The 14397-nt window shown below is 62.7% G+C and carries 13 protein-coding genes; 11 read left to right on the top strand and 2 right to left on the bottom strand.

The window, feature by feature from the left end; genetic code table 11:
• Nucleotides 1-101 precede the first annotated feature (101 nt).
• Nucleotides 102-377 carry an oxidative damage protection protein gene (locus Cth01_RS22445; protein ID WP_003053502.1) on the bottom strand — a complete coding sequence of 92 codons (276 nt, stop codon included), beginning with the start codon at nt 375-377 and terminating at the stop codon, nt 102-104.
• Nucleotides 378-521: 144 nt separating this feature from the next.
• On the opposite strand from Cth01_RS22445, the gene Cth01_RS22440 reads away from it, so the two are divergent.
• The 10 genes from Cth01_RS22440 (at nt 522) to Cth01_RS22395 (ending at nt 9360) form a co-directional block, all read left to right on the top strand.
• The gene (locus Cth01_RS22440) at nt 522-1553 is read left to right on the top strand and encodes a sulfate ABC transporter substrate-binding protein (RefSeq protein WP_003066547.1); all 1032 of its coding nucleotides are present in this window, start codon (nt 522-524) and stop codon (nt 1551-1553) included.
• A gap of 68 nt (nt 1554-1621) precedes the next feature.
• Nucleotides 1622-2218 (top strand): NADPH-dependent FMN reductase, encoded by a 597-nt coding sequence (gene ssuE, locus Cth01_RS22435; protein WP_034356266.1) that lies wholly within the window; start codon nt 1622-1624, stop codon nt 2216-2218.
• A gap of 222 nt (nt 2219-2440) precedes the next feature.
• The gene (locus tag Cth01_RS22430) at nt 2441-3463 is read left to right on the top strand and encodes a sulfonate ABC transporter substrate-binding protein (protein WP_045840483.1); all 1023 of its coding nucleotides are present in this window, start codon (nt 2441-2443) and stop codon (nt 3461-3463) included.
• A 20-nt stretch (nt 3464-3483) separates the two neighbouring features.
• Nucleotides 3484-4566 carry a sulfonate ABC transporter substrate-binding protein gene (locus Cth01_RS22425; RefSeq protein ID WP_045840482.1) on the top strand — a complete coding sequence of 361 codons (1083 nt, stop codon included), beginning with the start codon at nt 3484-3486 and terminating at the stop codon, nt 4564-4566.
• A gap of 23 nt (nt 4567-4589) precedes the next feature.
• A complete protein-coding gene (gene ssuD / locus Cth01_RS22420) occupies nt 4590-5813 on the top strand; it encodes an FMNH2-dependent alkanesulfonate monooxygenase (RefSeq protein ID WP_034379833.1) in 1224 nt (407 codons plus the stop codon).
• A 10-nt stretch (nt 5814-5823) separates the two neighbouring features.
• Nucleotides 5824-6669: an aliphatic sulfonate ABC transporter permease SsuC gene (ssuC, locus tag Cth01_RS22415; protein ID WP_034406305.1), complete on the top strand. Its 846-nt coding sequence runs from the start codon at nt 5824-5826 to the stop codon at nt 6667-6669.
• Nucleotides 6670-6781: 112 nt separating this feature from the next.
• Nucleotides 6782-7780: an ATP-binding cassette domain-containing protein gene (locus Cth01_RS22410; protein WP_045840481.1), complete on the top strand. Its 999-nt coding sequence runs from the start codon at nt 6782-6784 to the stop codon at nt 7778-7780.
• Nucleotides 7781-7849: 69 nt separating this feature from the next.
• A complete protein-coding gene (locus Cth01_RS22405; protein ID WP_045840480.1) occupies nt 7850-8782 on the top strand; it encodes a CysB family HTH-type transcriptional regulator in 933 nt (310 codons plus the stop codon).
• Between the two features lie 40 nt (nt 8783-8822).
• Nucleotides 8823-9005, top strand: a complete 183-nt coding sequence (locus Cth01_RS22400; RefSeq protein WP_045840479.1) for a hypothetical protein — start codon at nt 8823-8825, stop codon at nt 9003-9005.
• 139 nt (nt 9006-9144) lie between these two features.
• Entirely contained in the window at nt 9145-9360 is a 216-nt protein-coding gene (locus Cth01_RS22395) for a TOBE domain-containing protein (RefSeq protein ID WP_003053517.1), read from the top strand.
• Nucleotides 9361-9709: 349 nt separating this feature from the next.
• Here the strand turns inward: Cth01_RS22395 and putA are convergent, their stop codons facing one another.
• Nucleotides 9710-13558: a trifunctional transcriptional regulator/proline dehydrogenase/L-glutamate gamma-semialdehyde dehydrogenase gene (putA, locus tag Cth01_RS22390; protein ID WP_045840478.1), complete on the bottom strand. Its 3849-nt coding sequence runs from the start codon at nt 13556-13558 to the stop codon at nt 9710-9712.
• A 115-nt stretch (nt 13559-13673) separates the two neighbouring features.
• Here putA and Cth01_RS22385 point away from each other — a divergent pair, with 115 nt between their 5' ends.
• Complete coding sequence (locus Cth01_RS22385) at nt 13674-14150, top strand: Lrp/AsnC ligand binding domain-containing protein (RefSeq protein WP_034356242.1); 477 nt, start codon at nt 13674-13676, stop codon at nt 14148-14150.
• The last annotated feature ends 247 nt before the right edge of the window (nt 14151-14397 follow it).

Here is a 14397-nt window from a genome sequence, read left to right as displayed (position 1 = left end):
CACGCGGAGCGGCCGTGCGACATCGCCGCTACGGCTGCGAATTCACACATGAAAAAGCCCCGGGGCAGGGCCACGGGGCTTGGTGTCCGAGTCAGAAGAACTTACTCGGCGCTGGGAGGCACATAGCCGGCTGCAGCATCGGCTCCGCCGCCAAAGAAATGGTTTTCCATCTGACGAGCCAGATACTGGCGGGCGCGGGCATCGGCCAGGTTCAGACGGTTTTCATTGATCAGCATGGTCTGGTGCTTGAGCCAGTCGGCCCAGGCCTGCTTGCTCACGCTTTCATAGATACGCTTGCCCAGCTCGCCAGGGGCAGGAGGGAAATCCAGGCCTTCAGCGTCTTGACCAAGCTTGATGCAGTGAACGGTACGTGCCATGTGTAGGGTCCTCTTGGTTGATTTCAGATGTTTAGGTAATAACAAACTGAAATCTTAGTAGTTTGAGTTTTAAGAATGCGGCTCAAGAATGCACAGCAACGGGGGCAGAAGCCCGTTAACCATTCACTCCAAGAACACAGTCCAATGAAAAATCGTCGCAACTTTATCAAGTTTCCTCTGGCTGCCGGTCTGATTGCCGGCTTGACCCTCTCGGCTCTGCCCACATTGCCTGCTTTTGCACAAACCGGCGTGCAGCTGCTCAACGTTTCTTACGACCCCACACGCGAGCTGTATGTGAACTACAACCAGGCGTTTGCCAAGCACTGGAAGGCTGCGCAGAACCAGGACGTGACCATCAAGCAGTCGCATGGCGGCTCGGGCAAGCAGGCGCGTTCCATCATCGACGGCATTGAGGCCGATGTGGCCACGCTGGCCCTTGCAGGCGATATCGACGCCCTGGTCAAGAACGGCAATGTCAAGGCCGACTGGCAAAAGCGCCTGCCGCACAACAGCGCGCCCTACAGCTCCACCATCGTGTTCCTGGTCAAGAAGGGCAATCCCAAGGGCATCAAGGACTGGGACGATCTGGTCAAGCCCGGCATCCAGGTGATCACGCCCAACCCCAAGACCTCGGGTGGTGCACGCTGGAACTATCTGGCAGCCTGGGAATTTGCCAAGCGCAAATACGGCGGCGATGCACAGGCCAAGGATTTCATCACCAAGCTCTACAAGAACGTGCCCGTGCTGGATACGGGCGCGCGTGGCTCCACCGTGACCTTTGTGCAGCGCGGTCTGGGCGATGTGCTGCTGGCCTGGGAGAACGAGGCCTATCTGGCGCTCAAGGAGTTCGGCCCAGAAAAGTTCCAGATCGTCGCACCTTCGCTGTCCATCCTGGCCGAGCCTTCGGTGGCCGTGGTCGACAAGGTGGTCGATAAAAAGGGCACGCGCACCGTGGCCGAGGCCTATCTGAAGTATCTGTACTCCGAGGAGGCCCAGCGCATTGCCGGCAAGAACTTCTACCGTCCGACCGATGCCAAGGTGGCCGCCGAGTTTGCCGGCCAGTTCCCCAAGCTGGAGCTGTTCACCATCGACAAGGCCTTTGGCGGCTGGGCAGCGGCAGACAAGGCTCACTTCGCCGATGGCGGCAGCTTCGACCAGATCTACACCAAGAAATAAGCGAAACGCAGGATGGGAGCGCGATGAGTGCTCCTGTCTTTGCAATAACAAAAAGATAGAGCCAAGCCATGTCGATTTTGCTGATTGCCGGTAGTCCCTCGCAGCCTTCGCGCTCCAGTGCCTTGCTCAATGCCGTGGCTGCCCGCCTGCAGGCACAGGGCCTGAGCACCGAGCCCGTGCTGCAGCTCAACCAGCTGGACCCCGCAGCCCTGTTGCATGCCCGCTTCGATCACTCCGAGATTCGTGCCGTGACCGATAGAGTGGCCCGTGCCGACGCGGTGGTGGTGGCCACACCCGTTTACAAGGCTGCCTACAGCGGCCTGCTCAAAGTGTTTCTCGATGTGCTGCCACAGACGGCGCTCAAGGGCAAGCTGGTCCTGCCTCTGGCCACTGGCGGCAGCCCTCACCATATGCTGGCGCTGGACTACGCGCTGCGTCCCGTGCTGCAGTCGCTTGGCGCGCGCCACATACTGCCGGGCATCTATGCCACCGATCAGGGGGTGCCACTGCTGCCTGAAGGCGGTTATGGCCTGGCCCCCGAGATCGCCGAGCGCGTCGAGGATGCCGCCCAGTTGCTGGCCACCGATCTGCGCCGCAGTGCCCAATGGGCCGCAGCCAATGACTTTGAAAGCATCGCGTTCTCCGACGTGCGATGTAGCGTTTGAACTAGCGCCCCCTGAGCCGCTACGCGGCTTCCCCCCCGAGGGGACGGCCGCATCGCTGCGGGGCGCCCCTTGCTTGCTGCCTCACTGATGGGGCGGTGCCCATTTCTCCATGTCTCTGTTTTTGATAGCAGTTCCTGCACTGCGAAGGCTGAGTTGCGCCTGAAATCAGGCCGAAGGTGCGCCTGAAGTGTGTGGACTGCAAGCTCCAAGGATTGATTTCTCATGACCGATCGCAACAACACTTCTGTCGTCATTTCGTCGCAATTGCTGAGCACCACACGCCGTCAGTGGCTGGCGGGTACGGCAGCTTCGGCGCTGGCCCTGGCCTCGGGCGCACTGCATGCGCAGCAGGGCAATGGCACGGCAGGCGGGCAGCGCGTGCTGCGCGTGGGCCATCAAAAAGGCTGGCTGTCGATTCTCAAGAATCGCGGCACGCTGGAAAAGCGCCTGACCCCGCTGGGCGTGGCCGTGCGCTGGGTTGAATTCAATGCCGGACCTGTGCAACTGGAAGCGCTCAATGTCGGCTCGATCGACTTTGGCGATGTGGGCGAGGCTCCGCCCATCTTTGCCCAGGCCGCCGGTGCGCCCCTGGTCTATGCGGGTGCCACGGTGGCGCGCCCCGGCCTGGAAGCGGTGATCGTGCCCAAGGGCTCGGCGATTCGCAGCGTGGCCGACCTCAAGGGCAAGCGCATTGCCTACAACAAGGGCTCCAACGTTCATTACTTCCTGGTCAAGCTGCTGGAAAAGCATGGCCTCAAGTACGGCGATGTGCAGTCGGTCTTTCTGGCTCCTCCCGATGCGCGGGCCGCGTTCGAGAAGGGCTCGGTCGATGCCTGGGTGATCTGGGACCCGTTCCTGGCCTCGGCCCAGAAGGCGCTGGATGCACGCCTGCTGGCCGATGCCAAGGGCGTGGTCAACAACCGTGCCTACTACTTCACCTCGCGTGACTATGCGAGCCGCAATGCCGATGTGCTGCGCATCGCGATCGAGGAAATTGCCGCCATCGATGCCTGGGCCAGCAAGAACAAGAGCGCAGCAGCGGCCGAGCTGTCTCAGATCCTGGGCCTGGACACCGCGGTGACCGAGCTGTACCTGAGCCGTGCCGAGTTCGGCACCAAGGCCGTGAATGCCGAAATCCTGGGTGAGCAGCAAAAGATTGCAGACACCTTCTTCGATCTCAAGCTGATCCCCAAGAAGCTCAATTTGCTGCATGCCGCGCCTGTGGACTTGCTGGCCAGCCGCTGATTCATGAAAAGGTCATTGCCATGAGTTCAGCATCCTCTTCACCCCGTTTCCATCGCGGCCGTCGCCAGGCACTGCAACTGCTGGGCACCACGGCTTTCAGCTGGACCCTTGCCGCGCATTACGCCAACGATGCACTGGCCCAGCCTGTGCCGGTTATTGCGGCTCCGGCCCAGTTGCGCATCGGCTATCAGAAGTCGGCCGTCAATCTGGTCGTGCTCAAGCAGCATGGCATTCTGGAAAAGCGCTTTCCAGGCACCAAGATCAGCTGGCTGGAGTTTCCAGCCGGGCCGCAGTTGCTGGAGGCGCTGTCGGCCGGAAGCCTGGACTTTGGCCTGACCGGCGATTCGCCGCCCGTGTTTGCCCAGGCCGCGGGCAAGGATCTGCGCTATGTAGGGGCCGAGCCGCCCAAGCCTGAAAGCTCGGCCATTCTGGTGCTCGCCGATTCGCCGCTGAAAACCCTGGCCGACCTCAAAGGCAGGCGCGTGGCGCTGCAAAAAGGCTCAAGCGCCCATTACCTGCTGGTGCGTGCGCTGGACAAGGCCGGTATTGCCTGGGCCGACATTCAGCCCGTGTATCTGGCACCGGCCGATGCGCGTGCCGCTTTCGAACGCGGCAGCGTCGATGCCTGGGCCATCTGGGACCCGTTCTATGCGGCCACCGAGCTGAGCATCCGGCCGCGCGTGCTGACCAGCGGTGAAGGGCTGTCGGGCAACAACTCTTTCTATCTGGCCTCGCGCGGCCTAGTCGAGCACCATCCCCAGCTCATCAAGGCCTTGTTCGACGAGCTCACGCGCGCCGATCAGCTGGTGCAGACCTCGCGCAAAGAGGCCGTGCAACTGCTGGCCGCTTTCAGCGGGCTGGATGCGAATGTGGTCAGCCGCTTCATCGGCCGCAGGCCCAGCTCGCCGACCACGCTGCTCAATCCCGCCATCGTGGTCGAGCAGCAGCGCGTGGCCGATACCTTTTTTCGTCTGGGCGTGATTCCACGCCAGGTGAAGGTGGCCGACATCGTCTGGCAGCCCACGGCGGCTGAATATGCCGGCCATGGCCAGGCGAGCCCCGCCGCTTCATCCATCACGCCCTCCGTGGCATCCAGGTTCTAAGTCAGGTTCAAGGAGATTTCGTCATGCAAGTGTTCTGGTTCATTCCCACCCATGGTGATGCCCGCTACCTGGGTAGCAGCGAAGGCGCACGCCAGCTGAGCCATGACTATGTCAAGCAGGTGGCCGTGGCGGCCGACAGCCTGGGCTACGAAGGCGTGCTGATTCCCACGGGCCGCTCCTGCGAAGATCCCTGGGTAGTGGCGTCCAGCCTGTTGCCCGTCACCAAGCGCCTCAAGTTCCTGGTGGCCGTGCGTCCCGGCCTGCATCAGCCCAGCCTGGCTGCTCGCATGGCAGCCAGCTTCGACCGGCTTTCCGGCGGGCGGCTGCTGATCAATCTGGTCACCGGCGGCGATCAGGCCGAGCTGGAGGGCGATGGCGTGTTTCTCGATCATGCGACGCGCTATGAACAATCGGCCGAGTTCATCGAGATCTGGCGCGAGATTCTGGCACGCAGCCATGAGGGAAAGTCGCTGGATTTCGAAGGTCGGCATCTGCAGGTCAAGGGTGCCAAGCTGCTGTTCCCGCCACTGCAAAAACCCTATCCACCTGTCTATTTCGGCGGTTCTTCGCCTGCCGCCCACGAGCTGGCGGCAGAGCAGGTCGATGCCTATCTGACCTGGGGCGAGCCACCGGCCGAAGTCGCCAAAAAGATTGCCGATGTGCGCGAGAAGGCCGATCGCCGTGGCCGCCAGGTCAAGTTCGGCATCCGCCTGCATGTGATCGTGCGCGAGACCGATGAGGAGGCATGGGCCGACGCCGAGCGATTGATCAGCCGCCTCAAGGACGAGACCGTGGTGCAGGCCCAGGCTGCGTTTGCACGCATGGATTCCGAAGGCCAGCGCCGCATGGCCCAGCTGCATGCGGGCGGCACCAAGCGCAGCCGCAAGGACCTGGAGATCAGCCCCAATCTATGGGCCGGTGTGGGTCTGGTGCGTGGCGGTGCGGGCACGGCCCTGGTGGGCAGCGCCCAGGCTGTGGCCGACCGCATCAAGGAATATGCCGATCTGGGCATAGACACCTTTGTGCTCTCGGGCTACCCGCATCTCGAGGAAGCCTATCGCTTTGCCGAGCTGGTCTTCCCGTTGCTGCCCGTCAACGTGCAGGAAAAGCTCGGCGGTGGCAACCCCGGCGGCCCGTTCGGCGAGACCGTGGCCAATCTGTACTCGCCGCGAGCCGCCGCTTCGGAAGCCGCTGCTTCGGGAGCCGCCGCTCCAGAGCGCGAGCAGGTCCGAGTGTCGCAAAGCTGAAGGAGAGTGTATGAGTGATGTTCAAACGCTGACCTTGCAATCCGCTGCCCAGCCTGCAAGCCCGCCGGTGCCGCGCCTGGAGTTGCTGGCGCGTCAGTTCGCTTTGCGGCTGCTGCCCTGGCTGTTGCCGGTCGCGCTGATCGCTGCCTGGCAGGCCGCATCGGCCTATGGCTGGCTGTCCACACGGGTGCTGCCCGCACCGCTGGATGTGTTGCGTGCAGCCTGGGCTCTGGCAGAGTCGGGCGAGTTATGGACCCATGTCAAGGTCAGTGCCGGGCGTGCGCTGGCGGGGCTGGCCATTGGCGGCAGCCTGGGCCTGCTGCTAGGTCTGCTTACAGGCTCGCTGCGCTGGGCCGAGACGCTGCTCGATTCCACGATCCAGATGGTGCGCAACATCCCTGCGCTGGCGCTGATTCCGCTGGTCATTCTGTGGTTCGGAATCGACGAATCGGCCAAGCTGTTTCTGATCAGCGTCTCGGTGTTCTTTCCCATTTATCTGAACACCTTTCACGGCATTCGCAACGTGGACCCTGGTCTGATCGAGATGGGCCGCAGCTACGGCCTCACGCGCTGGCAGCTGTATCGCGACATCGTCTTGCCGGGAGCGCTGTCTTCCATCCTCGTGGGCTTGCGTTTTTCGCTGGGGCTGATGTGGGTGATTCTGATCGTGGCCGAGACCATCTCGGCCCAGGCGGGCATCGGCTACCTGACCATGAATGCGCGTGAATTTCTGCAGACCGATGTGGTGCTGGTGGGCATCTTGCTCTACGCAATCCTGGGCAAGCTGGCCGATGTGTTTGCCCGTTCGCTGGAGCGCTGGTGGCTGCGCTGGCATCCTAGCTATGGAGCCCCCTGAGCCGCATTGCGGCTTCCCCCAGGGGACGACAGCCTCGCTGCGCGGCGGCGCTTGCTCGCTGCCACGCGCATGTGCTGCGCCAGTTTTGAACAGACAAAGACGGGAGTTGGTGATGAGCAGTTTGTGGAATCGTTTGACGCAGTCGCTGGTGGGTGCAGGTGCGCTGAACGCGCGTCAGCCGCTGGTGGCCTGGGAGGCTTCCTGGGACGAGGCCGAGGCCTTGCAGGCGAGTGGAAAGCTGTGGCAGCGGACCAAGGATGAGGAAGAAGAGCAGCAGGGCAGCAGCAAGCAGCCGGATGTGCAGCAGAAAGCGGCCCAGGGTGTGCATCTGCAGACGCTGCAGCTGACCAAGCGCTATGGCGAGCGGGAAGTGCTCAAACAGGTGCAGCTCGATGTCCGGCCCGGCGAGTTCATCGCCATCGTTGGGCGCAGCGGCTGCGGCAAGTCCACCTTGCTGCGCCTTGTGGCCGGGCTGGAAGAGGCCAGTGCCGGGCAGCTACTGATCGATGCGGGCGATGCGCGCGAGCAGCGCCGGCAGAACAGGGATACGCGCATCATGTTTCAGGACGCGCGTCTGCTGCCCTGGAAGCGGGTGCTGGACAACGTGATTCTTGGGTTGCCCGATTCGGCACGCGAGCGCGGCCGCAAGGTGCTGGCGCAGGTGGGACTGGCTGACCGTGAAAACGAATGGCCGGCTCGGCTGTCTGGCGGCCAGCGCCAGCGCGTAGCCCTGGCCCGTGCCCTGGTTCACCAGCCGCGACTGCTGCTGCTCGATGAACCGCTGGGCGCTCTTGATGCGTTGACGCGCATCGAGATGCACCGCCTCATCGAAGGTCTGTGGCGCAGTCATGGCTTCACGGCCTTGCTGGTCACTCACGATGTGCAGGAAGCCGTGGCCCTGGCCGACCGCGTGGTGCTGATCGAGGATGGGCGCATTGCGCTCGACGAGCGCATCGATTTGCCGCGTCCGCGTGTGCATGGCGATGCCCGCTTTGCTGCGCTGGAGACGCGCATTCTGGATCGCGTGCTGCAAAAGCCCGAGTCAGAACAGGCAACCGGATTGCCGAGCTGGCCTGGCGTGCCGGCTACGGGCCTGCGCTGGGCGATTTGAGCATCCAACGAAAACAAAGAGAAACAGGCGGCTGGCGCAGCCACAAGCTGTGCCGCCTGCCATCAAGATATGAATTTTCAGCAACTGCGTTCGGTCCGGGAAACGGCAAGGCGTGGCTTCAATCTGACCGAGGTGGCGGCCATGCTCCACACCTCGCAGCCCGGTGTGAGCCGGCAGATTCGCGAGCTCGAGGAGGAGTTGGGCATCGATATCTTTGTGCGCGCCGGCAAGCGTCTGACGGGCCTGACGCCGCCCGGCACGGCCTTGCTGCCTATTGTCGAGCGCATGCTGCTCGAGGCCGACAATCTGCGTCGTGCAGGAGAGGACTTCCACGCCAGCGAGCGTGGCGGCCTGTCGATTGCTGCTACGCATTCTCAGGCACGTTATGCCTTGCCCCAGGTGGTGCGTGATTTCCGTAGGCTCTACCCCCAGGTTTCGCTGCATCTGCATCAGGGCTCGCCACGCCAGGTGGCCGAGATGCTGCTATCGGGCGAGGCCGATATAGGTGTAGCCACCGAGGCGCTGGGCAGTTATGAGAACCTGGTGACCCTGCCTTGCTACCGCTGGTCGCACAGCGTGGTCGTGCCGCCCGGCCATGAACTGCTCGATACGGACGGAGCACTGACACTGGAGGCGCTGGCGCGCCACCCCATCATCACCTACGAGCAGGGTTACACGGGGCGTGCCCATATCGACAAGGCGTTTGCGGCGACCGGGCTGCAGCCCGATGTGGTGCTCACCGCCATGGATGCCGATGTAATCAAGACCTATGCGGAGCTGGGCATGGGCGCGGGCATCATTGCCTCCATCGCTTTCGATGCCGAGCGCGACCGCCATCTGCGTGCTATCGATGCCCGCCATCTGTTCGAGGTCAATCTCACGCGCCTGGCTCTGCGCCGCGATGCCTGGCTGCGTGGCTATGCCTATGCCTTCATCGAGAGCTTTGTGCCTACGCTGACGCCCGAGGTGGTGCGCGCGGCACTGCAATCTGCCGAAGACTGAACTTCAACTCGAATCTCCCGAAAGAGCCTCAAGCCCCGGTATGGCACTGCATGGGGCGACCGTGCAGCAGGGGCTGGAGCAGGTGGTGCTCAGCCTCGAGCTTTTTGCGCAGCCATATCGTGGTGTTGCCATCTTCGCCATCTTCGCCATCTTCGCCATCTTCGCGATCGGGCTGCTGCTCAATGTCCGGCCGTGCAGGCTTGTGCCGCGCGATGGCCACTGATTTTCATAAGATGTTTTTGATATAAAAATTTTTGTTTTTATTCTTTTGAGTTTTTTGGAGAAGGTTTCAGAATCGTTTTCATGCAGTGCAGCAAACACTGTTTTTCAGAACCCTTCACGACTTCTCAGGAGAATTTTGTATGTCCATTCAAGCCATCAACGTACGCAATCAGTTCAAGGGCAAGGTCAAGGAAATCATCCGCGGTGACGTGGTCTCGGAAGTGGATGTGGAAACGCCCTGGGGCATCGTCACTTCGGTGATCACCACACGCTCGGTCAATGATCTGGGCTTGGCGGTGGGCTCGGAGGTTGTAGCTCTGGTCAAGTCCACAGAGGTGTCCATCGCCAAGCTGTAAATCTCATCTGCTCTCAAAAGAGCACCCAGCGCAGGTACTGCTTGCGCTGGGTGCTTTCTTTTTTGGACCCGCCAATACACCCTTGATATGTCGTTGATTCGCCTTGCCGTACTTTTGTACTGTCTGCGGCTTCGCGCCTGGTCTCAATGGCAAACCTGCGGTTTGCTCGGTGGTGTTGGCGGCTCTGAGGGGCGTGGTGAGTATCGGGCGCACAGCGCCAAACAGGCATGGCCTGAGCAGTGGACAGCAAGCAAGGGCCTTGGCGGCCCCGCCGCCCCGCAGCGAGGCTGTCGTTTCCTTGCGCGAAGCAGAGAGGAGGAAGGCGCAAAGCGCCTCAGGGGGTGTTTGGCTATTCCAGCGTCATCAATGCCGCGTTGCCGCCCGCTGCCGCCGTGTTGTGCGATAGAGCGCGTTCATGCCAGAGCCGCTCCAGCCGGACGGGTTGGCCTGTCACACAGCGTGTGGGCAGTACCAACGGGCCTGGACGTCTTGCCAATGCCTGCGCCCAGCGCAGAAATTGGGGGGCGTCGCATTCCAGCAGTGCTGCATCCATGGGCTCGGTTTCTGCAATTTCCTCGACGCTGAGCTCGGCAGGCAGCAGCCGCACATGGAGGCGCAGTGCATCTGGCAGCTTGCCGTGAACTGCGGTGCCTAGCGGGCCGGGTAGCCACAGCGCTTGCGAGCCGCAGGCCAGTGCGGCAGCCAGTTGCTGCAGCAGCATGGTTCTTTCCTGCGCCAGGCACAGTGTGCGCGGCTTGCCAAGCAGCTGGTAGAGATTGCGCTCGCCTGTGGGGCCGGGCAGCAGGCGCGCAGCATGCAGATCGGGCAGGGCCGATTGCAGGCGCTCGCAATCGTGGCTGACGATGGCTTCGCCATGCTGCCTGGCCCAGTGGCCCAGTTGCTGCAAGGCGGTCGCCGCTGCTGCCGTGACGGGCGCGGCGCTTGCCTGTGCCTCTCCGCATTGATGCAACAGCAGACTGAGCAAGCGCAGGGGCGAGCCGGGTGTCTGCTGCAGGCGCGGCAGATACAGGGGGCCGCCGGCCTTGGGACCGGTGCCCGACAGCCCCTCGCCGCCAAAGGGCTGAACACCGACCACGGCCCCCACCATATTGCGATTCACATACAGATTGCCAACATGTGCCGCCTGGGCGACCAGCTGCACGGTTTCGTCGATGCGCGTGTGCAATCCCATGGTCAGGCCGTAGCCCAGGGCGTTGATGCGCTCGAGCAACTGCGGCAGCTCGCGCCTTTGATAGCGCAGTACATGGAGCACGGGGCCGAAGACTTCACGCTTGAGCTGATGCAGGTTGGGCAGCTCGATCAGCGTGGGCGCCACAAAATGCCCTTGTGCGGCAGTTTCCGGGCTCAGCGGCGATTGATGGATGCGCAGACCCAGAGCCCTGAGTCTGGCGATATGTCGCTCGATACCAGTCTTGGCATCGGCATCGATCACGGGTCCCACATCGGTGGCCAGCTCGGCCGGATTGCCGCAATGCAGCTCTTGCATGGCACCGCGCAGCATGGCCAGCAGCCGGTCGGCGCAGTCGTTTTGCACGCACAGCAGGCGCAGAGCCGAGCAGCGCTGGCCCGCGCTGTCAAAGGCGGATGCAGCAATGTCCTGCACGGCTTGCTCGACCAGGGCGGATGAGTCGACCAGCATGGCGTTCTGGCCGCCGGTCTCGGCCACCAGCACCACAGGCTGGCCGTCGGGGCGCAGCCTGGCGGCGGTCTGCAGAGCCAGCAGTCGCGCCACCTCGGTGGAGCCGGTGAACAGCACGCCTGCCACGCGCGCATCGGACACCAGCGCGGCGCCCACGGTCTCGCCCCGACCGGGCAGCAATTGCAGCACGTCTGGCGCAATGCCGGCCTGATGCAGCAGGCGCACGGCTTCAAGGGCGATCAGCGGGGTTTGCTCGGCGGGCTTGGCCAGCACCACATTGCCAGCGCCCAGGGCGGCTGCGACCTGGCCGGTGAAGATGGCCAGTGGAAAATTCCAGGGGCTAATACAGACCACAGGGCCTATGCCGGGGGCGAGCAGATCCGCATCGGCCTGCCGCAGAATCTGAGCCGCGTAATAGCGCAGAAAGTCCACGGCCTCGCGCACCTCGGACACGGCATTGGCCGCAGTCTTGCCGGCTTCGCGCATCAGCAGGCTCATCAGCGGCTGCATCTGCGTTTCAAAGAGCTCGGCTGCGGTCTGCAGCAGACTGGTGCGCAGCTCGGCCGGGCTGGCTTGCCAGGCGGGCTGGGCCTGTGCGGCCGCCTGCATTGCCTGCTGAATCTGCGCGGGCCCGGCATCGCTGACATAGCCCAGCAACTCCTGATGGCTGGCCGGGTTGGTTATGGCTGTGCCGATGGCGTCGGCGGCATGCACGGCATGGACACCCTGGCGAAGTTGTGCGGGCCGGCTTTGCGCAAGCGCTTGAGACAGAGCGCCCAACACACCGTCATCGCTCAGGTCCAGACCAGAGGAGTTGCGGCGCTGTTTGCCCAGCAGCTCGCGCGGCAGCACTATACGCGGGTGGGGCAGGCCTATGTCATCGACCGCAATCAGTGTCTCCACCCCGGCCCGGGTTTGGGGATTTGGTTGACCCTCAGCCCACGTTTGGTCTGCAGGGGCTGCTATCAAATCAGAGATGGGCCAGTCGGGGTTGGCGATGCGGTGCACGAATGAACTGTTGGCGCCGTTTTCCAGCAGGCGGCGAACCAGATAGGCCAGCAGTGTCTCGTGCGTACCCACGGGAGCATAGATGCGGCAGGGGCGGCGTGCGGCCTTGTCTTCGGCCTCGACCACATGCAGGTATAGCTGCTCGCCCATGCCGTGCAGGCATTGAAACTCGTAACGTCCGGCGCTGTAGGGCTGGGCACCGGCCAAGGATTCGATGCTGGCCACGGTCTGGGCGTTATGGGTAGCGAATTGCGGGTAGATGGCGCTGGGTGCGGCCAGCAGCTTGCGAGCGCAGGCAATATAGGCCACATCGGTGTGGTGCTTGCGGGTGTAGACCGGGTAGTCGCTCAGACCGTCGATCTGGGCGCGCTTGATTTCGCTGTCCCAGTAAGCGCCCTTGACCAGGCGCACCATCAGACGACGCTCGCTGCGACGGGCCAGGTCGATCAGATAGTCGATCACATAGGGACAACGTTTTTGATAGGCCTGAATCACAAAGCCCAGGCCGTTCCAGCCTGCCAGGCCAGGGGCGTGGGCCAATTGTTCGAGCAGGTCCAGCGACAGCTCCAGGCGGTCGGCTTCTTCGGCGTCGATATTGAGCCCTATGTCGTAGCTGCGTGCCAGCTCGCACAGTTGCAGCACGCGCGGCAGCAGCTCGCTCATCACGCGCTGCCATTGCGCGCGGCTGTAGCGCGGGTGCAGGGCGCTGAGTTTGATGGAAATGCCCGGCCGTTCATAGACGCCCTCGCCGCCAGCGGCCTTGCCGATCGCATGAATCGCATTCACATAGGACTGCATGTAGCGCTGCGCGTCCTCGGCGGTGAGGGCGGCCTCGCCGAGCATGTCGTAGGAATAGCGAAAGCCTCTGGCCTGCAGCTCGCGTGCGCGCTCCAGAGCCTGGGAAATGGTCTCGCCCATCACAAACTGCTCGCCCATCAGGCGCATGGCCATGTCCACGCCCTTGCGCACCAGCGGCTCGCCGCCCCTGGCTGTGATGCGTTTGAGCGCCGCGAGCAGGCCAGACTCGCTATGCGTATCGACCAGCTTTCCGGTGACCACCAGTCCCCAGGCGGCAGCATTGACAAAGAGCGAGGGGCTCTTGCCCAGATGAGCCTGCCAGTCGCCTCCGCGCAGCTTGTCGCGAATCAGCGCATCACGGGTGGCCGCATCGGGGATGCGCAGCAAGGCCTCGGCCAGACACATCAGCGCCACGCCTTCCTGCGAGGACAGCGAAAACTCCTGCAGCAGACCTTGCACCAGTCCCTGGCGCCCAGCGCTGGCGGGTTGGGCGCGCAGCTGCTCGACCAACTTTTGCGCATGGGCAGCGACCTGGGCAGCCTCGGCGGGCGGCAGCGTGGCTGCAGGCAGCAGCCGGGCCACGGCATCGGACTCGGCCATGCGGGTGGCGCAACTGATGGCTTGACGCAGTTCATCGGCAGGGCGGCTGGAATCTGGCAGCGCAGTGAAAGTCGGCATGTCTGTGCAGGTGTCGTAGAGCCTGGACGCGAGCGGGTGCGCGGCCTTCACCATGTTCACAGCTGCATTGCAAGCGGCGCGGACGCGGCTGTCTACATAGGGAAAATCATTGCTGGTTTGTTGAAAAATGAATCACTATATTGAGTGAGTTAAAAAGAGGAATTCACCAATGATTGATGCTTCAGAAGTGGATATCGACAGGATTGATCGAAAAATACTGGCAATTCTGCAAACCGATGGGCGCATCTCCAATCTGCGCCTGGCAGAGCAGGTGGCGCTGTCGCCCACAGCCGTGCAGGCCCGCGTGGCCCGGCTTACACGCGATGGTTACATCCTGGGCTACGAAGCGCGGCTGAATCCGCAGAAGCTGGGCGTGGGCATGACGGTGTTTGTCGAGGTGCTGCTGGACCGCACCACGCCCCATGTGTTTGACGAGTTCAAGGCCGCCGTGCTGGCTTACCCGGCCATCATGGAGTGCCATATGGTGGCGGGCGGCTTTGACTACCTGCTCAAGACCCGCATGGCCGATATGGCGGCTTACCGTGACTTCGCGGGCCGGGTGCTGTGGCAGCTTCCGGGCGTGCGCGAGACCAGAACCTATGCGGTGATGGAGGAGATCAAGGATGATGCGCGGCTGCCTTTGTAGGAGAAAAGCGCGTTTGCATGAAGAGTTCAGGACTCTGTATCTGCGTTGACGCAGGCTAGCAACAACTGCTTTTTCAGGAATAGATGGGCCGCAAAAAACATGTAAATAATTGATACACACAGAGGTGGTTGCCGCAGTGAGGGCTGCGGCACAAGCTGTGCAGTTTTTCTCGATTAATGACCAAAAAGCGGCATCTATGAGAGTCAATGCACCAGTAACTCAGCGGGAGTACAGCTTTGATGAGCAT

The organism is Comamonas thiooxydans (genome assembly GCF_000964545.1).
GTDB classification, from domain to species: Bacteria; Pseudomonadota; Gammaproteobacteria; order Burkholderiales; family Burkholderiaceae_C; genus Comamonas; species Comamonas thiooxydans.
This window is presented reverse-complemented; position numbering and strand designations above follow the sequence as displayed.

What these genes read in the sequence shown, in the direction of transcription:
- Cth01_RS22445 (WP_003053502.1), bottom strand. Translation starts at nt 377, where the DNA reads ATGGCACGTACCGTTCACTGCATCAAGCTTGGTCAAGACGCTGAAGGC.
- Cth01_RS22440 (WP_003066547.1), top strand. Translation starts at nt 522, where the DNA reads ATGAAAAATCGTCGCAACTTTATCAAGTTTCCTCTGGCTGCCGGTCTG.
- ssuE (WP_034356266.1), top strand. Translation starts at nt 1,622, where the DNA reads ATGTCGATTTTGCTGATTGCCGGTAGTCCCTCGCAGCCTTCGCGCTCC.
- Cth01_RS22430 (WP_045840483.1), top strand. Translation starts at nt 2,441, where the DNA reads ATGACCGATCGCAACAACACTTCTGTCGTCATTTCGTCGCAATTGCTG.
- Cth01_RS22425 (WP_045840482.1), top strand. Translation starts at nt 3,484, where the DNA reads ATGAGTTCAGCATCCTCTTCACCCCGTTTCCATCGCGGCCGTCGCCAG.
- ssuD (WP_034379833.1), top strand. Translation starts at nt 4,590, where the DNA reads ATGCAAGTGTTCTGGTTCATTCCCACCCATGGTGATGCCCGCTACCTG.
- ssuC (WP_034406305.1), top strand. Translation starts at nt 5,824, where the DNA reads ATGAGTGATGTTCAAACGCTGACCTTGCAATCCGCTGCCCAGCCTGCA.
- Cth01_RS22410 (WP_045840481.1), top strand. Translation starts at nt 6,782, where the DNA reads ATGAGCAGTTTGTGGAATCGTTTGACGCAGTCGCTGGTGGGTGCAGGT.
- Cth01_RS22405 (WP_045840480.1), top strand. Translation starts at nt 7,850, where the DNA reads ATGAATTTTCAGCAACTGCGTTCGGTCCGGGAAACGGCAAGGCGTGGC.
- Cth01_RS22400 (WP_045840479.1), top strand. Translation starts at nt 8,823, where the DNA reads ATGGCACTGCATGGGGCGACCGTGCAGCAGGGGCTGGAGCAGGTGGTG.
- Cth01_RS22395 (WP_003053517.1), top strand. Translation starts at nt 9,145, where the DNA reads ATGTCCATTCAAGCCATCAACGTACGCAATCAGTTCAAGGGCAAGGTC.
- putA (WP_045840478.1), bottom strand. Translation starts at nt 13,558, where the DNA reads ATGGTGAAGGCCGCGCACCCGCTCGCGTCCAGGCTCTACGACACCTGC.
- Cth01_RS22385 (WP_034356242.1), top strand. Translation starts at nt 13,674, where the DNA reads ATGATTGATGCTTCAGAAGTGGATATCGACAGGATTGATCGAAAAATA.